This window comes from Streptomyces albidoflavus (genome assembly GCF_000719955.1).
Taxonomy (GTDB): Bacteria; Actinomycetota; Actinomycetes; order Streptomycetales; family Streptomycetaceae; genus Streptomyces; species Streptomyces albidoflavus.
Genome location: NZ_JOII01000053.1, coordinates 1 through 20993 on the forward strand (window position 1 = coordinate 1; position 20993 = coordinate 20993).

Consider the following 20993-nt stretch of genomic DNA (forward strand, 5'->3'; position numbering starts at 1 on the left):
ACACGTAAGGAGTCGTCGGCAGCGTCAGATGTGTATAAGAGACAGCCCCCCGAAGGAGCACCCCCATGCCCGGCACCGTCAACGTGGCCGTCATCTACTACTCCTCCACCGGCACCATCGCCCGCATCGCCGACGCCATGGCGACCGCCGCCACCGAGGCGGGCGCGCATGTCCGGCTGCGGAAGGTGCGGGAGCTGGCGCCGCAGGCCGCGATCGACTCCAACCCGGCGTGGGCGGCCAACGCCGACGCGACGAAGGACCTGCCCGAGGCCGAGCCGGACGACATGGTCTGGGCCGACGCGGTGATCTTCGGCTCGCCGACCCGGTACGGCAACGTCTCCGCCCAGCTCAAGCAGTTCATCGACACCCTCGGCGGCCTCTGGGCCGAGGGCCGGCTCGCCGACAAGGTCTACAGCGGCTTCACCGCCAGCAGCACCGCCCACGGTGGCCAGGAGTCGACCCTGCTGGCGCTCTACAACACCGTCCACCACTTCGGCGGCATCCTGGTGGCCCCCGGCTACACCGACCCGTCGAAGTTCGTCGACGGCAACCCGTACGGCACCTCGCACGTCTCCGGCCAGGGTGACCTGCCGGTCGGCGACCAGACCCTCCAGGCCACCAAGGTGCAGGCCGAGCGGGTCGTCCGGGTGGCCCGCGCGCTCAAGGAGGGTGGCCTCACCGGCGGCGCGTGAGTTCCCGCCGCCCGCCGGCGCTCACTCGGGGCGCGCGGCGGGCGGCGCCCCCTCCCGGTACGGGTTGCCCTCGGTGGCGTACGGGTTGGGCTCTCCCTCGGTGAGGATGCCGCGGAACGGCTCGCCCTCCCCGGCGAAGGTGTACGCCCCGGCCTCGATGCGCGCGATCAGGCCACGGGTCCACTCGGCGCCGGTGTCGGCGGAGTGCACCCAGAGGTTCATGATCTCGCCGATGTGGCCGATCGACTCGGACCCCGCCTCGGGCGTCCAGTACTCCGTCACCGAGCGGCGCCACTCCTGGATGGAGCGGAGCCGCTCCTGGAGCAGCGTGACCGCCTCGGCCCGCTCCAGGTCGACGAGGAAGCCGAGGGCTGCGTAGAGCAGGTCGGGCTTCTGGTCGTAGCCGGTGAGGGCGGCGCGCAGGAGGCGGAAGAACTCCTCCTCGCCCTCGTCGGTGACCGAGTACTCGGTGCGCGGCGGGCCGCCCGCCGTGGACGGCGCCGTCTCGTGGGCGACCAGCAGCCCTTGCCGGGCCAGTTGTTTGAGCGCGTGGTAGATCGAGCCGGGCTTGGCGTTGGACCACTCGTGGGCGCCCCAGAACTCCAGGTCGTTGCGGACCTGGTAGCCGTGGGCCCGCCCGTGCTGGCGCACCGCGCCCAGCACCAGCATCCGGATCGCCGACATGCGCCGCACCACCTCCCGCGGAGCCCGGACCGGGCCCGGCCTGGTCAATTTTGACCAGGCTACGGGAGCCCGGACCGGGAGGGCATACCGGCGCAGCCGCGTCAACCGCCCCGCCGGCTACCCCCACTCCTCGCCCCACTCCTCGCCCCGCTCCTTCGCCACCAGCTCGAAGGCGACGGCCCCGTCCAGGCTCTCCCGGATGATGTCGGCGTGGCCCGCGTGCCGGGCCGTCTCGGTGATCAGCCGGAGCAGCAGCCAGCGCAGCGAGACCCGCTGGCCGGGCGGGAACCAGGGCGCGTCGGGGAGCGCGAAGGTGGCGTCCAGCGTCTCGGCGGCGTGGATGAACTCCTCGGTGCGGCGGGCCACCGCCTCCCAGGCGGCCAGTTCGGAGGCGACCGTCTCCTCGCCGACCAGTTCGTAGCCGTGCTCCTGGTCGGCGTACGTCTCGCCCTCGGCCGGCTCCGGGGCGGTCCCGGTGGCCCGCTCCAGCCAGCTCTGCTCGGTGAGCCGGACGTGCTTCAGCAGGCCGGAGAGGGAGAGTTCGCTGGCGCTCGGCCGCGTCGCCGCCGCCTGGTCGCTCAGGCCGAGCAGGGCGCGCCGGATGCCGCCCCGTTCGGCGTCGAGGAAGGCGAGGAGCGCGCCCCGCTCGTCGCCTCGCGCCTCGGGATCCACGTGAACCACCATGTGCAGCCGCCTTCCCCGTGTCCGGCCCCGCCTCGTGCGGGGCTCCTGCGGACACCTGCCATCCTGGCGGCCGACGCGGTCAGGAACGGTCCGGAACGGGGTTCAGGACGCGCGTAAACCCTCCGACGGGGGGACCGGAACGGGATCAGGGCGGGCGGTTCAGGGCGGGACGGGGCGGGGCGGTGGGTCAGAAGGGGAAGACGCTGCGGCCGTGCTGGACGGAGATCCACTTCTGGGTGGTGAACGCCTCCACGGTGGCCTCGCCGTTGAGCCGGCCGGAACCGCTGGCCTTCTCGCCGCCGAAGGCGACCTGGGGGTCGTCCTGCACGGTGGAGTCGTTGACGTGGATCATGCCGGTCTCGACGCGGTGGGCGAAGTTGACCCCGCGTTCGGCGTCGGCGGTGTGCACGGCGCCGCTCAGCCCGTAGGGCGTGTCGTTGGCGATGCGGACCGCCTCGTCGTCGCCGTCGAAGGGGACCAGGACGACGACGGGGCCGAAGATCTCCTGGTGGAGCAGGGCCGAGTCGGCGGGCACCCCGGCCAGCACGGTCGGCTCGACCAGGTTGCCGAGGGTGCGGCCGTGGACCAGGGCGGTGGCGCCCTCGGCCAGCGCCCGGTCGACCATGGCGCTCAGCGCGTCGGCCTGGAAGTCGCTGATGACCGGGCCGAGGTCGGTCTCCTCCTCGCGCGGGTCGCCGGTGCGCAGCGCGCGGACCCGGGCGGTGAACTTCTCGGTGAACTCGGCCTCGACGGACCGGTCGACCAGGATGCGGTTGGCGGCCATGCAGACCTGCCCCTGGTAGACGAAGCGGCTGAAGACGGCGGCGTCCACCGCGTAGTCCACGTCGGCGTCGGCGAGGACGACCAGCGCGCTGTTGCCGCTCAGCTCCAGCACGGTCCGCTTGAGGTGGCTCGCGGCGACCGCGCCGACGTGCCGGCCGACCCGGTCGGAGCCGGAGAAGGAGATGACCCGGGGCACGGGGTGGGCTATGAGGGCGTCGCCGATCTCGGCGATGTCGGTGACGACGACGTTGAGCAGCCCGGCCGGCAGTCCGGCCTCCTCGAAGATGCGGGCGATGAGCCCGCCGCCGACGACGGGGGTGTTCTGGTTGGGCTTGACGACCACCGCGTTGCCCAGCGCCAGCGCGGGGGCGACGGTCTTCAGCGCGACCAGGAACGGGAAGTTGAACGGGCTGATGACCCCGACCACGCCGACGGGCAGCCGGTAGACGCGGTTCTCCCGGCTGCGCTGCGAGGCCGGGAGAATGACGCCCTCGGGGCGCACCGTCAGCCGGATCGCCTCGCGCAGGAACTCACACGCCATCTCGACCTCGTGGCGGGCCTTGGAGCGGGTCGCGCCCTGCTCCTCGCACATCGCCTCGACGATCTGAGCGGTGTGCTCCTCGGTGATCCGCAGCGCCTTCTCCAGCACCGTCCGCCGGGCGTGCGGTCCGGCGGCGGCCCACGGCTTCTGGGCGCGCTCGGCGGCCCGGTAGGCCTCGTCCACCTCGGAGACGGTGGCCACGGTGATCGCCGCCAGCTTCTCGCCGTTGAACGGGTTGAAGTCGATGATGTCCCAGGAGCCGGTGCCGGTCCGCCACCGCCCGTCGATGTACTGGTGGGCGAGCCGGCCGAAGTCGGCGAAGCCGGGGCCGGATGCGGCGGCCCCTGCGGGGACGGTGGAGTCGGACATGTGATCCCTAACCGCTGACGCGAAGTTCACCGGACCCGTGCCGCAGCGCGGGGGCCGGTCGTGCCCAGTGCCGGTGTGCGCGGGCCGGACGCCGCCCGTCCCGTACGCGGCTCATCGTACGGCCGTGTCAAGTGAGTTGGACCACACCGCGCAGCAGATCGCGGGTGCGGGAGGGGTCCGGGCTGTCCCGCTGGAGCCGCTCCATGGCCCTTTCGTACTGGGCGACCTCCTCGCGCTTGTCGAGGTAGAGGGCGCTGGTGAGCTGCTCCAGGTAGACGACGTCGGAGAGGTCCGACTCGGGGAAGCGCAGCAGGGCGAAGGCGCCGGACTCGCCGGCGTGGCCGCCGAAGCTGAACGGCATCACCTGGAGGGTGACGTTGGGCCGCTCGCTGATCTCTATCAGGTGCTCCAGCTGCTCGCGCATGACCGTCCGGTCGCCGTACGGGCGGCGCAGCGCCGCCTCGTCGAGGACGACGTGGAAGCCGGGGGCGCGTTCGGAGACGAGGAGCTTCTGCCGTTCCAGGCGGAGCGCGACCCGCCGGTCGATCTCGGCGGCGCTCGCCCCGGGCATGCCCCGTTCGACCACCGCGTGCGCGTACGCCTCGGTCTGGAGCAGGCCGTGCACGAACTGCACCTCGTAGACGCGGATCAGGGAGGCCGCGCCCTCCAGGCCCACGTATGTCTGGAACCAGCCGGGCAGGACGTCGGAGTAACTGTGCCACCAGCCCGCGACGTTGGCCTCCCGGGCCAGGTCGAGCAGGGCGGCGCGCTCGGCGCCGTCGGCGACCCCGTACAGGGTCAGCAGGTCCTCGACGTCCCTCGCCTTGAAGCTCACCCGTCCCAACTCCATGCGGCTGATCTTCGATTCGGAGGCGCGGATCGAGTAGCCGGCCGCCTCTCGCGTGATGCCGCGTCCCTCTCGTAGCCGCCTCAGCTGCGACCCGAGCAGGATGCGCCGCACCACCGAGCCTCCGGACTCGCCTGCGGTCACCTCTCAGCCCTCCCCATCGTTCAGGGTTCCGCAGTCTGCCACTAAAACCTCCGGGGTGTACGCGTTCGGTTACGGAAACAGACAAGCGCGAGGAGGCTCCACCTCAGGGGCGCGAAACAGTCACGGGAAGAAATCGTGGGCAACACCCACAGGAGCCCCGAATTCCGGCGCGTGCACGTGCATCTGCCCTTGCATCTGCTCCCCGCATTCGCAACGATGGCTCGCGCACCACCGCCATATCGCTACACACCGCGAAACCGGGGAGTGCCTCGCATGGGGACGAATGGATCGACCATGCTCGCGCCTTTAAGGCAGGGGCTTCCCCCACTCGACCCCGCGCACGTCCGGTACGCCGCCTCCTGCGCGCTCCCGCCTCGTTACGAAGCGGTGCGCAGCGCGCGGGCGTTCACCCGGCGGACCCTCGCGGAGTGGAAGAACGACGAGCGGTTCGACGACATCGCCCTGGTCGTCTCGGAACTCGTCACCAACGCGCTGCGGCACGCGCTGCCCGCCGACACCCCGCGCCCCGACGACCCGCCGGTCCGGCTCCATCTGACGGCCTGCGAGCGCCGTCTGGTGTGCGCCGTGCGCGACCCCAGCGCGGGGACGCCGGCGGCGCGCCCGCCGGGGGACTGCGACGCGGAGTCGGGGCGGGGCCTGTTCCTCGTCGACTCCTTCAGCGACGCCTGGGGCTGGCACCCGCTGGCGGGGCAGCTCGACGGGAAGGTCGTCTGGGCGCTTTTCGAGAGGTGAACGGGCGAGGGCCCGGGCGTACGCCGCCCGGGCCCTGGCCGGTGTCCGCCTCAGGCCCCGGCGATCAGGTGGTCGAACTCCCCGTCCTTGATGCCGAGCAGCATCGCCTCGATCTCGGCGCGCGTGTAGACCAGCGCCGGGCCCTCGGGGTGCCGGGAGTTGCGGACGGCGACGCCGCCGCCGGGCAGCTTCGCGAACTCGACGCACGAGCCCTGCGAATTGCTGTGTCTGCTCTTCTGCCAGGCCACGTCGTGGAGTTCGCTGGCCGCCATGCCGTTGTACACGTGGTGCACTGGATCGCTCCCCCGTGGCGCCTCGGCTCGGCCCGGGCCGGTGGTGAGGCGGGTCGTGAACTGGTCGGGTACGCCGTCGCGGACGCGGTGGTGAAGCGGTCGGGTGGCGGCTCGCGACGTCTCCTCATGAGTCGGGACTCGTTCGGATCATAGCGGTGTTCACCTGCGGATGCATGGGCAGATGCACGTGCACGAGGGGTGTTGCCGCGGTTACGGAACTGTCCCGCCTCCGCCACGAACGCCCAGGTACCAGGCGTCCCGGCTTGACGCCACCCGGCGCGCCGGTGGACCCTCCCCGGTGTCCGGCACCCGGCGGGGCACCGCCCTGACCGGCTGTCACCACGCGTCGTTCCAGGGGGAAATGTCATGCGCAAGTTGGTCCGGATCTCCGTCGCCGCCTCGGCGGCCGCCCTGCTCCTGCTCACCGGCTGCGGCAGCGACTCGGACAGCTCCGGCGGCGGCACCGGCAAGCACAAGGGCGGCAGCCACGGCTCGGACGCCGACGGCGACGGCGGTACGGGCGGCTCCGGCGGCGCCTCCTCCGCGCCCGGCTCGGCCGACGGCGCCTGGCACGCCACGGTCGACGGCGCGTCGCTCTTCCTCACCATCACCGGCAACCAGGCCGCCACCATCGGGAAGGGCAGCTGCGCGGGCACCTACCAGGCGCAGAAGCTCAGCCTGAAGTGCGCGGACGGCAGCACCGACCGCACCAGCGGCAAGGCGGAGCTGAGCGGCGACGGCGATTCCCTGACCGTCTCGTGGGAGGGGTCGGGCGAGGAGAGCTTCCGCCGCGTCGACCCCGGCACCCTCCCGCAGGAGCTGCCCACCGACCTCCCGACCGAGCTGCCCTCGGGCGTGCCCACGGGCGACGTCACGACCCAGTAGGCGCCTACGGCCCCTCCCCGGCGGCGCGTTCGGCGCGGGACTCGGCGAACGGCGGGGACTCCTCGGCCGCCTCGGAGACCTGCTCCAGCGCCGCCAGCAGCATCCCCGCGCCCCGGCGGACCACCCGGTCCGGTACGCCCTCGCCGTCCCACGCCGCGAGCGCCGCGCGCACCTCGTCCCACTGCGGCACCCTGCGGTCCCTGAGGTCCCGGGCGCCCCGTTCGGTGGTGGTGCGCAGGGCGTGGGCGAGGCGCTGGGCGGCCGGGACGGGGACGGCGCCGCGCTCCGGCAGGTGGGCCTCCATCAGCATGGCGGCCCGGGAGAACGCCCCGATCGCCTCCTCGGCGTCGTCGGCGGAGGTGCGGGAGAGGCCCCGGTTGCGCACCGGCTCGTGCGCGGCCCGGGCCAGCGCCTCCTGCCACGCGGTGTGCGCGGCCCGGGCCTCCAGCAGCGCCGTCCGGACGCGGGTGTCGTCGGGCCCGGCCGGGGTGGCGTACCGCTCGACCACCTCGGCGGCGTACCGCCCGGCGGCGGTCAGCCAGTCGGCGAGGCGGGTGCGGAGCCGGGGTGTCTCCCAGGCCGGGAACAGGGCGTACGAGGCCATCGCGAGGACGCCGCCGATCAGGGTCAGCACGACGCGTTCGGGGACGGTCTGGGTCCACTCCTCGCCGCCCATGCCGAGCAGGAAGACCACGTAGCCGGAGACGAAGAACTGGCTCACCGCGTAGCCGGTGCGCATCAGCAGGTACATCAGGGCCGCGCAGGCCACCGCGAGCAGCGCCGAGACGCGCACGCTCGGCTCGGTGAGCTGGAGGATGCCGGTGGCGGCGAAGACCCCGAGCAGGGTGCCGCCGAACCGGGCGACGGCCCGGGAGTACGTACGGGAGAAGTCGGGCCGCATCACCATGACGGCGGCCAGGGGCGCCCAGTAGCCGTGGCCGAAGGGCAGCAGGGTGCCGATGAGGTAGCCGAGCAGGGCGACGGCGGTGACCCGGATCGCGTGCCGCAGGATGGCCGAGTCCGGCCGCAGTTCGGCGCGCATGCTGCGGGCCACCACCGGGACCAGGCTGATCAGGCCGGGCCGGTGCAGCACGGCGGGGGCGGGCGGTTCGGCCGGTTCGACGGGGAGGGGCGGTTCGTCCGGGGGCGGCGGGGCGGCGTGCGCGCCCGGCGCGGGCGGCTCCTGCGGGGCGCCGGGCTCCTGGGTGCGGGCGAGGGTGGCGCGGGTCGCCTCCTCGCGGACGGCGTCGGCGCGGGCGGCGGCCTGCGGGGGCGCGTCCGGGGCGGCGGTGGAGCGGCCGGCCGGGTCGGCGGTCTCGATGACGTCGCCGAGCAGCGCCTTGAGCCGGAGCGCGGACCGGCGGGCGGGCCCGGTCAGCACGTCGCCGGTGTCGGGGGTGCGCAGGGTCGCGACCGAGGGCGCGTCCAGGGCCAGCGGCGTGCCCCGGCGTACGGAGCGGGCGGCGGCGTCCAGTACGGCCGCGGCGGCGGCGAGCAGTTCGCGGACCCGGTCGCGTTCGACCCCCTCGGCGGGGGCGCCGAGCGCCGGGTCGGCGAGGGAGGCGAGGACGGGGCGGATACGTTCGGCCAGGCCCCGGGCGCCGGAGAGTTCGGCGGGGCGGTGGCGGTGCTCGCGGGGGGTGAGCTGGGCGGCCTCGCGGGCCTCCATGAGGGGTTCGGGGTCGAAGTCGGCGTGCGGGTCGTGGCGGAGCCTGCGGGCGTAGTCGGCCTCGGCGGCCAGGGCGTCGGCGAGGGCGTCGCGGTGCGGCCGCCAGCGGCGGAAGGGGAACAGCACGAGCAGGGCGGCCTGCACCAGCCCGCCGAAGAGGCTCATCGCGGCGTGCCCGGCCGCCTCCGCGACGGAGCTGGGCAGGGTGATGGTGATGAGCATGATCGCCACGTTGGAGGAGGCCATCACGCCGACGGTGGGCCCGGCGGCCCAGCTCAGCCCCGACAGGAACGCCCAGGTGGCCAGCAGGGCGAGGAAAAGGGCCAGGTGGGAGGCGGAGAGGTAGCCGAGGAAGGTGCTGATGCCGAGGGTGGCGCCGGAGACCAGGGCGAGCTGCGGGCGCGGCCGCCAGCTGCGCTGGAAGGTGGCGATGGCGGCCTGGTAGGCGCCGAAGGCGGAGCTGGCGGCGACCGCCGGGGAGAAGAGCCAGAGGCTCACCCCGATGACGAAGGCGAGGCCGAGGGCGCCGCGCAGCGCGCTCAGCGGCTCCAGCCTGCGCCGCTCCACCGCGAACCCCGCCCGCGCGGTGTGGCCCAGCGCCGAGAGCCAGCTCATGCGTCCGAGCGTAGGCGCAGGGGGCCCCGTCCGCGCGGAACGGCACGGGGGCTCCGGGGGCGTACGCCGGGGCGGGCTGAAGGACTCACGCCCCGGCGCGTACCCGGTCAGCCCTGGTCGATGCGGCCCCGGTGGCCGTCGACGCCGGCCCGGTCGGCGGCGCGGGTGCCGTCGTCCCAGCCGGCCCGGTCGTCGGCGCCGCGGACCCGGGTGGTGGTGGTCCGGGGGAAGAGGCGGCGGGTCTCCTCGGTGACGGCGAGGTCGCGGCCGGCGAGGACGGGGAGCAGGTCGGCGGCGGCCAGGGTCTCGGTGGCGGCGCGGGCGGTCTCGGCGAGCCGGTCGCCGAGGCGGTGGGCGTAGGCCAGCATGAACGACTGACGGAACGTCTTGGTCCGCTTGCGCCCCCCGGCGCGCTGCGCGGCCTCGGCGCGGCTCATCGCGGTGGCCGCCTGCACCAGCAGCGAGGTGTAGAGGAGTTCGGCCGGCTCCAGGTCCGCCTCGTGGCCGACCACGGTGGAGAAGGCCAGCTCCTCGTTCCACACGGCCTGGCAGCGGTTGGCGCGGGCGACGGCGTCCAGCAGGATCGCCTTGGCCGTCTCGTACGGCGGATCGACCGAGATCCGGCGTGCGCCCGGCGCGTCCGCGCCCCCGGCCCGGCCGGCCGACAGCTGGGCCTCGTCGACGCTGTGCCGGGCCATCAGCTCCTGCGCCTTGGCGGTCAGCGCCTCCGCCTCGGGCGGGTACCCGGTCGCCTCCGCCTTGGCGAGTAGGGCGCGGATACGGCCGAGCATCCGGTCCTCGGAGGCTTCGCCGCCGGGGGTACGGGGCGGGGCGGCGGCGCCGGCCGGGCGGCCGCCCGGGGGCGGGCCGAGGGGTTCGAGGGCGGGCAGCCGCAGCAGCAGGCGGAGCGCCTGGAGGACGGCGGTGGCGCGGGCGAACCGGTCGCGGCCGCCGGTCCCGGCCCAGGCGGGGGCGGCGAGGGCGTCGAGCTGGCGGCGCCAGAGCGGGGTGAGGCCGTTGCCGTAGCGGGCCAGTTCGGCGGCGGTCAGCTCGGCCAGGGCGGTGCGCGCGGCCGGGTCGAGCTCCTGGCGGCGGGCCTCCCGGTCGAGGTCGGCGGGGAGCCAGCCCCGCTCCCAGGCCCGGCGCACGTACTCCTCGCCGCGGAGCAGCAGCTCCCGCCCGGCCTCGTCGGGGTCGGCGGCGGCCAGCAGAGAGGCGCCGGTGTCGAGGGCGGCGTCGTCGTCGGCGCCGCCGTAGAGGGCGGCCGCGAGGGCGCGGGCGACGGGGGTCTCCGGCCCGGCGCCGCCGCGCCCGCCGTCCCGCGCGCCGCCACCGCTCCGTCCGCTGCCGCCCATGACTCCGCTCCACCTCGTCCGCGCGCTCTCCCGCCGGCCGGGGGGCGTACGGCTCCATGGTCCCAGAGCGGCGGGTGCTCCCGCCCCGCGCCCGGGGGCGTGCACCGCTCCCGCTCGGGGCGTGCGCCGCCAAACCCGAGTGCCCCGGTTTCCGTCGATCCGGTGGACCGGGGGCCGGAAAGGGATGAGTGGCGCCGGGGCCGCACAGGATCTCGCTGAACGATCACCGCACAACCGTGCGAACCGGTCGCACAGGCCGGTCGTGCGGAGAGGAGTCCCCTTGAGCGAGCAGAGCGCCGAGCAGTCGGAGCAGGCCGTCGGCACCATCGGCCTGATGCGCCCCCTGGACGCCGCCGTCCCGCCGGCCGCGCCCGCCCCCGACGAGACCTGGACCTTCGGCCGCGTCCTGAAGGAGGACGCCGACGGGAACCCAGTCCACGAGGCGACCGCCTGGGTCTACCACGGCGAGGGCAACAGCGGCCTGGTCCGCCCCGTCCTGCTGGCCGACGGCTTCAACTCCGGCCACAGCTCGCTCGACGGGCTCTACGACGGCCTGGAGCGCGGCGCCTACCCCCTCCTCGGCGAGCTGCGCCGGAGCGGCCGGGACGTGATCATCCTCGGCTGGGGCGACCGCAGCGCCTCAGTCCTGACCAACGCCCGCTTCGCGAGCGAGGCGATCCTGCGCACCATCGCCGAGCGGCTGGGCGGTGAGCGGCTGGTGGTCGGCGGCTTCAGCATGGGCGGCCTCGTCACCCGGTACGCCCTGGCCAGGCTGGAGCACCAGCGCATCGACCACCAGACGGGCGTCTACTTCTCCTGGGACACCCCGCACCGGGGCGCCTGGGTGCCGATCGGCCTCCAGGCGTTCGCGCACTACCTGAAGCAGCTCAACCCGTACAACAGGGCGCTGTCCGACCAGATCAACAGCCCCGCCGCCAAGCAGATGCTCTGCCGTCACCTCGAATCCGTGCAGGCGGGTGCCGAGGTGACCACCGAGCGCGAGGAGTTCCTCGCCGAGCTGGAGCGGGTCGGCGGCTGGCCGCGCATCCCCCGCCTCCTCGCCGTCGCCAACGGCCGGGGCGACGGCAGCGGGAACGGCGCGGAGGCCGGCGTCCCCGCCCTGCGCTCCACCGGCGTGGCCTTCCCGCGCACCGTGCTCCACACCCAGCAGGAGGGCGCGGGCACCGTCGTCGCCGAACTCCGGGCCCTGCTCGGCAGGGACGAGACGGTCACCACCGACGACCTCCCCGAGTTCGACGGCGCCCCCGGCGGCACCCTCTCTTCCTTCGCCATCGCCGCCGCCGCCCTCAACGCCCTGCCCCTGGCGAGCGCCGAGGCCCCCGTCCCCTCGGTCTGCTTCGTCCCCACCGTCAGCGCCGTCTCGATCCGCGACCTGGACACCACGGAGCTGCTCCGCACCGACATCGACAAGACCGACCCCGGGGAGAGCGACTTCGACGACTTCCTCTGCGCCTCGGAGAACGAGCCGCACACGAAGATCACCGAGGAGCTGGGCTCCTGGCTGCTCGACCGGTTCTGACCGGCGGCGGCTGAGAAGGCGGGCAGGAGGATGGCGGGCATGACGCCGCTCCCCCTCCTCCTGCTGGACGTCGACGGGGTGCTCAACCCCTTCGCCGCTCCCGCCTGCCCCGACGGCTACCGCGAGTACGCCTTCTTCCCCGAGGACGACCCGCCGGTACGGCTCTGCGCGGCGCACGGGCCGTGGCTGCGCACCCTGTCCCGGACCTTCGAACTGGCCTGGGCGACGGGCTGGGAGGACGAGGCCAACGTCTTCCTCGCCCCGGTCCTGAAGCTGCCGGCCCTCCCGGTGGTCCGCTTCCCGCCCGTGCCGTTCGACCCGGCCGAGAAGGTCCCGGCGATCGACGCGTTCACCGGCGGCCGCCCGGCCGCCTGGGTGGACGACGCCCACACCGAGGCCGGAGCCGCCTGGGCCAGGTCCCGCACCGCACCGACCCTCCTGCTCCCCTCGGACCCGGCCCGCGGCCTCACCGCGGACATGGTCGCCGCGCTCCACACCTGGCGGGCGGCGTTGTGAGCCGGGGGCCGGGGGGCGGTCGGCGGGCCGGCGGGTTTGTCGGTCCCGTCCGGCACAATCCCCCCGTGCCCCTCACCCCGCGAGAACTCAACCGGGCGACCCTGGCCCGTCAACTGCTCCTCGAACGAAGCCCGTTGTCCGTCCCGGACGGCGTCCGGCAGGTCGTGGCGCTCCAGGCGCAGCACCCGGCCTCCCCGTACGTGGCCCTGTGGAACCGGCTCGGCGGCTTCGACCCGGCCGGGCTCGACGCCGCGTTCGCCGGGCGGACGGTGGTCAAGGCGACGCTGATGCGGATCACCCTGCACGCGGTGCACGCCGAGGACTACGCGCCGTTCCGCGCGGCGATGCAGCCGACGCTGTACGGGGCCAGGCTCGGCGCCCGGTTCGCCGGGACGGGCCTGACCCCGGCGGACGCGGCCCGGCTCCTCCCCGGGCTCCTGGAGTTCGCCCGCACCCCGCGCACCTCGGCCGCACTGCGGGCCTGGGTGGAGGCGGAGGTCGGCGCCGAGAGGCGGGACGGCGCCTGGTGGGGGCTGAAGGGGTACGCCCCGCTCCACCACGCCCCCACGGAACCCCCGTGGACCTTCGGGCACCGCCCGTCCTTCGTCGCCGCCGGCCTCGACGCGCCGCCCACCCGCGCGGACGGCGACCCCCACGTCCAGGAGGCCCTGCGCACCCTGATCCTGCGTTACCTCTCCGGTTTCGGCCCCGCCTCGGTGGCCGACGTCGCCCAGTTCGCCCTGGTCCGCCGAACCGCCGTACGCCAGGCCCTGGCCGCCCTCGGCGAGGCCGTCGTGCACCTCCCGGGCCCGGACGGCACGCCGTACCACGACCTGCCGGACGCACCCCGGCCGGACGGCGGCACGCCCGCCCCGCCCCGCCTGCTGGGCATGTGGGACAGCATCCTGCTGGCCTACGCCGACCGGGCCCGCGTGATACCCCCGGCGTACCGCCCCCTGGTGATCCGCCGCAACGGCGACGTCCTGCCCACGCTCCTGGTCGACGGCGAGGTGGCGGGCGTCTGGCGCCCGGTCGGGGACGAGGACGGGGCCGGGGACGGGAACAGGGCCGGCATCGAGGCCACCGCCTTCCACCCCCTCTCCCCCGCCACCTGGGACGCCCTGGCCGCCGAGGCCCGCTCCCTGACCGCCCTGCTCACCGCCCGCGACACCACGGCGTACCGGCGCTACGGCCACTGGTGGGCCAAGCTCCCCGAGGGCGGGGAGGTGCGGCGGCTCTGACCTCCGGGGCAGCCGTGCCCCGGCCGTGGCGGGGCACGGCCGGGCTCAGCTTCCGACGGTGCGCAGCGACACCCACAGGGCGAGCACGGAGAGGGAGAGCACGAGGGGCACGGAGACCAGTCCGAGCCGGGTGAACTCGCCCAGGCGCACGTCGGTGCCGTGTCCGCGCACCACGCGCCGCCAGAGCAGGGTGGCCAGGGAGCCCGTGTAGGTGAGGTTGGGGCCGATGTTCACCCCGAGCAGCACGGCCAGGACGGCGCCGGGGTGGGCGGGGGCGGTCAGCGGCAGCAGGACCAGGACGGCGGGCAGGTTGTTGATGAGGTTGGCCAGCACGGCCGCCAGCGCCGCGAGCAGGAACAGCGCGAGGAGCCCGGTGCCGTCGGGGAGAAGGTGCCCGAGCGCGGCGCCGAGACCGTTGTCCACGACCGCGCGGACCACCATGCCCAGCGCCAGGACGAAGAGGCAGAAGGGCAGCGCCGCGGCCTGGACCAGCTCCCTGACGGAGGTCCGGCCCCGGGCCAGGGCGGGGACCGCCAGCACGGCCGCTCCGGCGACCGCCGCCCAGACCGGCTGGGCGCCGAACGCCGAGAGCACCACGAATCCCGCCAGCGTCGCCGCCACCGTGAGCAGGGCGGACAGGGGCAGCTCGCGGGGTCGGCCGAGGTCCGGGGCCCGGCCGCCCGCGGCCAGTTCGCCGGCGAAGAACCAGCGGATCACCAGGTACTCGGTACCGATGGCGACCAGCCACGGCAGCGCCATCAGCGCGGCGAACCGGGTGAAGGTCAGCCCGCTCGCGGCGAAGGCCAGCAGATTGGTCAGGTTGGACACGGGCAGCAGCAGCGAGGCGCTGTTCGCCAGGTGGGCGCAGGCGTAGAGGTGCGGCCCGGCCCGGACGCCGAGCCGGGCGGCGGTGGCGAACACCGTCGGCGTCAGCAGGACCACGGTGGCGTCCAGGCTGAGCACGGCGGTGATCAGCGAGGCGGTCACGAAGACGAGGACGAGCAGCCGGCGCGGGCTGCCGGCCGCCCGGTCGGCCATCCAGGCGCCGCAGGCGCGGAACAGGCCCTCCCTCTCGCACAGGTGGGCCAGCACGAGCACGGCGGCGAGGAAGCCGATGACCGGGCCCAGCCGGGCCGCCTCCGCAGCGGCGTGGTCCAGCGAGAGCGCGCCGACGGCGATGACCGTTCCGGCGGCGGGGACGGCCACCAGCGCCTCGGACCGGCCCCACGGCCGGAACACCGCGCCGGCCAGCACGAGCAGCAGCAGGACCACGGAGACCGCTTCGGCCGGGTGGGCGTTCACAGCCGGTCCTTTCCGGGGGGTCGGTTCCGCCGTGGTGGGCTGCGCGCCGGGGACGGCACGCACGGCACACAGGCCGCCCGTCGTGCCCCGGGGGCAGCAGAGTACGGCGGTCACCGGCGGAGGGACCCGGGTCGGCGCGGGCGCGACGGGGCGCGGTCAGTCGGCCGCGGTCTCCTCACCGATGTCCTGTTCGGCCCAGACCGTCTTGCCGCCGGGGTCGAAGCGCACTCCCCACCGGTCGGCCATCTCCTCGATCATGAACAGTCCCCGGCCCCTCTCGTCGTTGCCGGTGGCGTGGCAGACCCGCGGCGCGGAGCTGCTGGCGTCGTGGACCTCGCAGACCAGGGCCCGGTCGCGGATCAGGCGCAGCCGGACGGGCGCCGAACCGTGGCGGATGGCGTTGGTGACCAGTTCGCTGACGAGGAGTTCGGTGGTGAAGGCGAGGTCGCCCAGGCCCCAGCGGGTGAGCTGTTCGGCGCAGGACCGTCGTGCGGACGCGACCTGCTCGGGCGAGTCGGACAGCTCCCAGGTGGCGACGTCGACGGGCGGCAGCGGCCGGGTGCGGGCCAGCAGCAGCAGGGCGTCGCCGGTCGGCCGGCGGCCGAGGAACCGGCCGAGCGCCTGGTCGCAGCGTTCCTCCAGGCTGCCCCGGGCGTGCGAGAGCGCCTCGCGCAGGGCGGCGGAGCGGTGGGGGCGGCCGTCCTCGGGGCCGTCCTCGGCCAGAGCGGTGAGACCGCTGGTGAACAACGCGATCTCGCTCTGGTCGGCGAGGGGGAAACGGCTGGTCTCGTAGGCATGGCGGTCGGGGCCCAGCGGAGGGCCGATGTCCAGCGGCGCGGTGCGCATCGGGCCGTCCCCCGGGCCGATCAGGGGCGCGGGGTGTCCGGCCGAGGCGGCCTGGCAAGTGTGCTCGACGGGGTCGTAGACCAGGTACAGGCAGGTCGACAGCGGTTCCGGTGCGCGGAGTCCGAGGTGCACGTCGCGGGCGAGCCGGGCGGTCAGCGTGGCGAGCCGGGAGAGGAGTTCGCCCGGTTCGGGGTCCTGCTCGGCGAGGGCCAGGAGACCGGCGCGCAACCGCCCCATGAGAGCGATGCCCCGCACCCCCGGCTCCGCCACGTCGCCGATGACCAGGGCGGTGCGGGCGCCGGACAGGGGGATCACCTCGCACCAGGCGTTGCCGATGTCCTGGAGATGGCCCTCGGCGGTGTGCACGGTCCGGGTGTCCTGCGGCGCGCCGGGAGCCAGACTGCGCCGCAGCAGCTGGGCCGCCGCCTGCTCCAGGGTGAAGCGCCGGGCGTTGTCCACGGCCTGCTCCGCCTGTCTGACCATCCGCACGGCGGTGGCCAGGTCGTCCTGGGTGAACGGGCCCTCCTCGCCGGGCGGTAGAGAGCGGCCAGTCCCAGCAGGCGGCCCTCGGCGATCAGCGCGTGCGCTCCGGCGGGCGCCAGCTTCCGCTCGACCATGCCGGACAGCCACCAGTCGTCGTCACCGCCCAGGACGGCGACATGCGGCCGGTGGTCGGCGAGGGCGCGGGCGAACGGCCCGCCGTGCGGGTAGCCGTGCCGACCGCCGACGGGGAACGCCACCCGGCATCCGCTCGCCCGTGTCCGTGCCCGCGCTGACCCGCCGGACGAGGCTCTGCGGGCCGACGGTGGCGTGCCGGGGCAACTCCCCGCGCAGAACGCAGTCGAGGATGTCCACCGTGGCGGTGTCGGCCGGCCGGGCGGCCATCATGTCCACGAGCCGCTGCGCGGTGTCGGCCACGTTCAGCGACCGGTCGATCAGCGCCTCTTCCTCCACCAGGGTGTCGAGCCTGCCGTAGTCGTGTCGTTCCCCGCTGAGGTCGGCGATCTGCGCGGCCACGCCACCGGGGCCGCCGTCGGGGTCGCGCAGCGGGTGGGCGGCCAGGGTGAGGGCCCGTTCCTCACCGGACGTCGCGCGGCTGACCACCGCCCGGGTCTGCATCCGGTCCTCCTCCTGCGCCTTGCGCAGCAGGGCGTAGACCTCCTCGTCCAGCAGCCCGGCCGACCCGTCCTCGACCGGCTCGCCGGCCACCTCCCCGAGCACGTGGTGCGGCGCGGCCGCGTGGTAACGCTGCAGGTCGAGCGCGGCGTCGAAGGCGAACAGGCTGGTCGGCGGCAGCTCGCGCAGAGCGTCGAGCGCGGGATGGTCCCCCGGACGGTCGGCATCCTCGGCAGAAGGCATGTCGCATCGCTTCCCGCGCCGGCGGCCCGCGTCGCCGTACTTCCCGGCCACGCGACCCGAACGGACGCGGTGAGCGACCCCCGGCACGGGCGTCCGCCCCGTCGGCCCCGCCGGACACGGTCTCCCGGGCCGGGGCCCGTCGAGGTCATGCCGCCCGGTCCCCGGCAGGGCCGTACCAGTCCAGGCACAGCACGGTGGCGTCGTCGGCGAGGCGGCCGCCGCAGGCCTCGTCGACGGCGGCGGTCAGGGTGTGGACCACCTGGCGCGGGTGGTCGTCGGCGGTGGCCAGGACGAGGGCGGCCAGGTCGACGATCTCGGCCCGGCGTTCGCGCATGCCGTCGGTGTAGAGGACCAGGCGGTCGCCGGGGCGCACGTCGAGTTCCTGGACCCGGTGCGCGTCGGCCTCGGGGACGCCGAACGGCAGGTCGACCTCCGGGTGCACCTCCTCGACGCGCCCCTCGCGCAGCCGCAGCGGCCAGTGGTGGCCCGCGTTGACGAACTGGGCGCCGCTGCCGTCCAGGGCCAGGCGGAACAGCAGGCCGGTGGCGAAGGTGCCGCTCCCGTGGTCGAGGAGGGCCTGATGGGTCCTGCGGGCCTGTTCGGCGAGGTCCACCCCGGCCCTGCGGGCGCCGCGCGAGGCGCTGACCAGCAGGGTGGCCATGAGCGAGGCCGCGACGTCGTGGCCCATGGCGTCGGTCACGGAGACGTGCAGGGTGTCGCGGTCGAGGGCGAAGTCGTAGGTGTCGCCCGCGATGTTGTCGGCGGGGACCAGTGCCGCCGCCAGGGTGAACGCGTCGGCCTCGCAGCAGGACGAGGCGGGCAGGAGCTGGCGCTGGATCTCGGCGGCCAGGCTGACCGTGGTGGTGCGCTGGCCCCAGTGGTAGAGGTCGGTGAAACGGCGGTCGGTGACGAGGATGTACGCCAGCACGTGCGCGGCCCCCTCGATCCGCTCCCGCACCTGCGCCGTCACCTCGCCCGGGAGGAAGAGTTCGAGTACGCCGAGCGTGTCACCGCGGTTGGTGACGGGGGCCAGCACGCGCGTCCCTCCGGGCCCGTCCGGGAGCTTGCGGAGGCGCTGGTCGCGCAGCACCTCGTCGTACAGGGTGCCGTCCAGCGGGAGCCGCTCGATGCGGTCCGCCTGGCCGGCGGCGGTCTCCTCGGTGACCCGCACCATCTTCCGGCCGACGGCGTCGAGGAAAAGGAACGACACATTCCAGGCACCGAGCCCGTCCCGCAGGTCGCGCGCCACCACGTCGAGGGAGTCCACCGGCGCGGCGCGCTCCGCCGCCGCCAGCAGCGCCGCCGCTCCGATTCGCTCCCGTGCCACGACGTCCTCCCAGGTACCCGGTGCGCGCCCCCGCGTGGTGGGCGGGGGCCCTCCTCTCCAGGTTCGCCGCCACGGGCCTTCGGCGCGCCACGAGACCGTTGTCGGCCCCCGGTGCAAGAATCGTACGTATGACCGAACGATGGGCGGTGGCCGTGACCGAGGGCGGCGGTGCGGAGCTGGCGCCGCTCGCCGCCGACGGCACGCTCGCCGGGCCGGTCGTCCGGGAGGCGGCGCTCGCCGAGGCGGTCCGCTCCCGGCCCGGCGTCTCCCGCTGGGTCTGGCGCGCCACGGCCGGGATCTACCCGCAACTCCTCCGCGCGGGCGTCCGGACCGAGCGGTGCTACGACGTGGAGGCCGCCGAGACCCTGCTCCTGGGCCACGAGGGCCGGCTGGGCGCACCGCACTCGGCGGCGGCCGCCCTCGCCCGGCTGCGCGGCACGCCCGTACCGCCGGACCCGCCACCGCGTGCGGCCGAGCCCGGCGCCGGGGCGCAGTCCTCCCTCTTCGAACCGCAGCCCGTCCCGGTGGGCCTCGCCGACCTCGCCGAGGTCTACGCCGAACAGCTCCGCCGCCACGAGCACGCCGTCCACCCCGGCCGGATGCGGCTGCTCACCGCGAGCGAGTCGGCCGGGGCGCTGGTCGCGGCCGAGATGACGGCGGCGGGGCTGCCCTGGCGGGCGGAGACCCACCGCGAGGTCCTGCGCGAGCTGCTCGGCGAGCGGTACGGCGGCTCGGGCGAGCCCCGGCGGCTGGCCGAACTGGCCGACGAGGTCTCGGCGGCCTTCGGGCACCGGGTGCGGCCCGAACTCCCGGCCGAGGTGGTGCGGGCCTTCGCCCGCGCCGGGATCAAGGTCACCTCCACCCGGCGCTGGGAGCTGGAGAAGATCGACCACCCGGCGGTCGCCCCGCTCCTCGCCCACAAGAAGCTGTACCGGATCTGGGTGGCGCACGGCTGGCAGTGGCTGGCCGACTGGGTGCGGGACGGGCGGTTCCGCCCGTCCTATCTGCCGGGCGGCACCGTCAGCGGCCGCTGGGCCACCAACGGCGGGGGCGCGCTCCAGATCCCGAAGGTCATCCGCCGGGCCGTCGTCGCCGACCCGGGGTGGCGGCTCGTCGTCGCCGACGCCGACCAGCTGGAGCCGCGCATCCTCGCCGCCGTCTCCGGCGACCGGGCCCTGATGGAGGTGGCCTCCCGGCCCGACGACCTCTACCAGGCCGTCTCCGACCGGGCCTTCCAGGGCGACCGCGACCTGGCCAAACTGGCCGTCCTCGGCGCGGTCTACGGCCAGACCTCCGGCGACGGCCTGAAGAACCTGGCCGCCCTGCGCCGCCGCTTCCCCGCCGCCGTCGACCACGTGGACGAGGCCGCCCGCGCCGGGGAGGAGGGCCGCCTCGTCCGCACCTGGCTCGGCCGGACCTGCCCGCCCGCCACCGCCCCGGGCGGCCCCGCCGAGGAAGCCGGCATCCCCGACGCCCTGCCCGAGGGGGACACCGGCGGGTACGCCCCCGGGGCCTCCTCCGGCGCCCGTGCCCGGGGCCGCTTCACCCGCAACTTCGTCGTGCAGGGCAGCGCCGCCGACTGGGCCCTGCTCCTCCTCGCCGCCCTCCGCTCCTCGCTCGCCCCGCTCCGGGCCGAGCTCGTCTTCTTCCAGCACGACGAGGTGATCGTCCACTGCCCCGACGAGGAGGCCCCGGCGGTCGTCGCCGCCATCGCGGCGGCCTCGGAGCGGGCCACCGCGATCTGCTTCGGCGACGTGCCCGTGCGGTTTCCTTTCACCACGGCCGTGGTGGGCTGCTACGCAGAGGCCAAGGGGTGACTCGACGGCACGACCCACTGGCCTCAATCGCCGGCCAGGCTGAGTCCGGTTGCGCCGCGACTGGGCTTCTGCTCGGCCGCAGGGCCGAGGTGGGGTGGCCTCAAGCGCCGGCCAGGCTAGGTTCGGCTGCGCCGCAGCTGGGCCCCGCCTCCCTCTGCCGGCCCTGACCCTGCGGGTCCCTGATGGCCTCAAACGCCGGCCGGGCTGTTGGTTCCCGCCCGTCTCGACCGTGCCGGTCAAGGATGGCCTCAATCGCCGGCCGGGCTGTTGGTTGCCGGGCTTCGTCCCGACCATGCCGGTCACCGATGGCCTCAAACGCCGGCCAGGCTGTCAGTGGCTGGGCTCCGGTTCAACCGTGCCGGTCAAAAACGGCCTCAATCGCCGGCCGGGCTGTAGGGGTTCGCGGTTCCTCCGGTGCGTGGGTGGGGCGGGGCCGCGCCGGGGTACCTCCTCACAAACTGCATGGTGCGGGGTCAATTGGAGCAAGACGGCCTAGCGTGCAGTTTGCTGCGGGGGCACCCCGACACGACCCCACCCCACGGTCTCGTACGCGGCCGACCGCCGGAGAGTGGGAAGAGGCCGTCACCGATACAGGGCCTCTCCACAGCCACCACCGCTTCAGGTCGCCACAGAGAGCAATGGGCGACGGCCTGTCTTTTCTCCTCCCACCGGCGGGACGACGCCGACGAGACGGAAGGGCGGGGACGGGTCGGGGTGCCCCCGCAGCAAAC

18 protein-coding genes are annotated in these 20993 nt (G+C 74.9%); 7 read left to right on the forward strand and 11 right to left on the reverse strand.

The features are described 5' to 3' along the window. Positions 1-65: 65 nt before the first annotated feature. Entirely contained in the window at positions 66-692 is a 627-nt protein-coding gene (gene wrbA / locus IF45_RS0129755) for an NAD(P)H:quinone oxidoreductase (protein ID WP_003948952.1), read from the forward strand. A gap of 21 nt (positions 693-713) precedes the next feature. On the opposite strand, the gene IF45_RS0129760 is transcribed toward wrbA, so the two are convergent. The 4 genes from IF45_RS0129760 to IF45_RS0129775 form a co-directional block, all read right to left on the reverse strand. Continuing rightward, a complete protein-coding gene (locus IF45_RS0129760) occupies positions 714-1376 on the reverse strand; it encodes a PadR family transcriptional regulator (protein WP_030310639.1) in 663 nt (220 codons plus the stop codon). 117 nt (positions 1377-1493) lie between these two features. Beyond that, positions 1494-2060, reverse strand: coding sequence for a DinB family protein (locus IF45_RS0129765; RefSeq protein ID WP_030310641.1), 567 nt, complete (start codon positions 2058-2060; stop codon positions 1494-1496). A gap of 187 nt (positions 2061-2247) precedes the next feature. Continuing rightward, complete coding sequence (locus tag IF45_RS0129770) at positions 2248-3753, reverse strand: aldehyde dehydrogenase family protein (RefSeq protein ID WP_030310642.1); 1506 nt, start codon at positions 3751-3753, stop codon at positions 2248-2250. Positions 3754-3880: 127 nt separating this feature from the next. Beyond that, entirely contained in the window at positions 3881-4744 is an 864-nt protein-coding gene (locus IF45_RS0129775; protein WP_030310644.1) for a Sco1979 family transcriptional regulator, read from the reverse strand. A gap of 273 nt (positions 4745-5017) precedes the next feature. Between IF45_RS0129775 and IF45_RS0129780 the strand changes: the two genes are divergently transcribed. After that, the gene (locus IF45_RS0129780; RefSeq protein WP_026048517.1) at positions 5018-5497 is read left to right on the forward strand and encodes an ATP-binding protein; all 480 of its coding nucleotides are present in this window, start codon (positions 5018-5020) and stop codon (positions 5495-5497) included. A gap of 50 nt (positions 5498-5547) precedes the next feature. Here IF45_RS0129780 and IF45_RS0129785 read toward each other — a convergent pair whose 3' ends face one another. Further along, positions 5548-5790, reverse strand: a complete 243-nt coding sequence (locus tag IF45_RS0129785) for a DUF397 domain-containing protein (RefSeq protein WP_003948958.1) — start codon at positions 5788-5790, stop codon at positions 5548-5550. Positions 5791-6156: 366 nt separating this feature from the next. Here IF45_RS0129785 and IF45_RS0129790 point away from each other — a divergent pair, with 366 nt between their 5' ends. After that, complete coding sequence (locus IF45_RS0129790) at positions 6157-6675, forward strand: hypothetical protein (protein ID WP_018469989.1); 519 nt, start codon at positions 6157-6159, stop codon at positions 6673-6675. 4 nt (positions 6676-6679) lie between these two features. Here the strand turns inward: IF45_RS0129790 and IF45_RS0129795 are convergent, their stop codons facing one another. Together IF45_RS0129795 and IF45_RS0129800 are read right to left on the reverse strand one after the other, a co-directional pair. Beyond that, positions 6680-8959, reverse strand: coding sequence for an FUSC family protein (locus tag IF45_RS0129795; protein WP_010645119.1), 2280 nt, complete (start codon positions 8957-8959; stop codon positions 6680-6682). Between the two features lie 107 nt (positions 8960-9066). Then, positions 9067-10314: a DUF2786 domain-containing protein gene (locus tag IF45_RS0129800; RefSeq protein WP_030310647.1), complete on the reverse strand. Its 1248-nt coding sequence runs from the start codon at positions 10312-10314 to the stop codon at positions 9067-9069. A 280-nt stretch (positions 10315-10594) separates the two neighbouring features. Here IF45_RS0129800 and IF45_RS0129805 point away from each other — a divergent pair, with 280 nt between their 5' ends. From IF45_RS0129805 to IF45_RS0129815, 3 genes are all read left to right on the forward strand, one after another. Continuing rightward, positions 10595-11854: an esterase/lipase family protein gene (locus tag IF45_RS0129805; protein ID WP_030310649.1), complete on the forward strand. Its 1260-nt coding sequence runs from the start codon at positions 10595-10597 to the stop codon at positions 11852-11854. A 39-nt stretch (positions 11855-11893) separates the two neighbouring features. Further along, complete coding sequence (locus IF45_RS0129810) at positions 11894-12370, forward strand: hypothetical protein (RefSeq protein WP_030310651.1); 477 nt, start codon at positions 11894-11896, stop codon at positions 12368-12370. Between the two features lie 65 nt (positions 12371-12435). Further along, positions 12436-13611, forward strand: a complete 1176-nt coding sequence (locus IF45_RS0129815; RefSeq protein ID WP_030310653.1) for a winged helix DNA-binding domain-containing protein — start codon at positions 12436-12438, stop codon at positions 13609-13611. Positions 13612-13656: 45 nt separating this feature from the next. Here IF45_RS0129815 and IF45_RS0129820 read toward each other — a convergent pair whose 3' ends face one another. The 4 genes from IF45_RS0129820 to IF45_RS0129835 form a co-directional block, all read right to left on the reverse strand. Next, positions 13657-14913: an SLC13 family permease gene (locus IF45_RS0129820; protein ID WP_003948965.1), complete on the reverse strand. Its 1257-nt coding sequence runs from the start codon at positions 14911-14913 to the stop codon at positions 13657-13659. 156 nt (positions 14914-15069) lie between these two features. Beyond that, positions 15070-16242: an ATP-binding SpoIIE family protein phosphatase gene (locus IF45_RS34175; protein WP_015507650.1), complete on the reverse strand. Its 1173-nt coding sequence runs from the start codon at positions 16240-16242 to the stop codon at positions 15070-15072. 156 nt (positions 16243-16398) lie between these two features. After that, the gene (locus IF45_RS34180) at positions 16399-17118 is read right to left on the reverse strand and encodes a PAS domain-containing protein (protein ID WP_015507649.1); all 720 of its coding nucleotides are present in this window, start codon (positions 17116-17118) and stop codon (positions 16399-16401) included. A 145-nt stretch (positions 17119-17263) separates the two neighbouring features. Further along, positions 17264-18445, reverse strand: coding sequence for a PP2C family protein-serine/threonine phosphatase (locus IF45_RS0129835; protein ID WP_030310655.1), 1182 nt, complete (start codon positions 18443-18445; stop codon positions 17264-17266). Between the two features lie 128 nt (positions 18446-18573). On the opposite strand from IF45_RS0129835, the gene IF45_RS0129840 reads away from it, so the two are divergent. Beyond that, entirely contained in the window at positions 18574-20262 is a 1689-nt protein-coding gene (locus IF45_RS0129840; RefSeq protein ID WP_030310658.1) for a bifunctional 3'-5' exonuclease/DNA polymerase, read from the forward strand. The last annotated feature ends 731 nt before the right edge of the window (positions 20263-20993 follow it).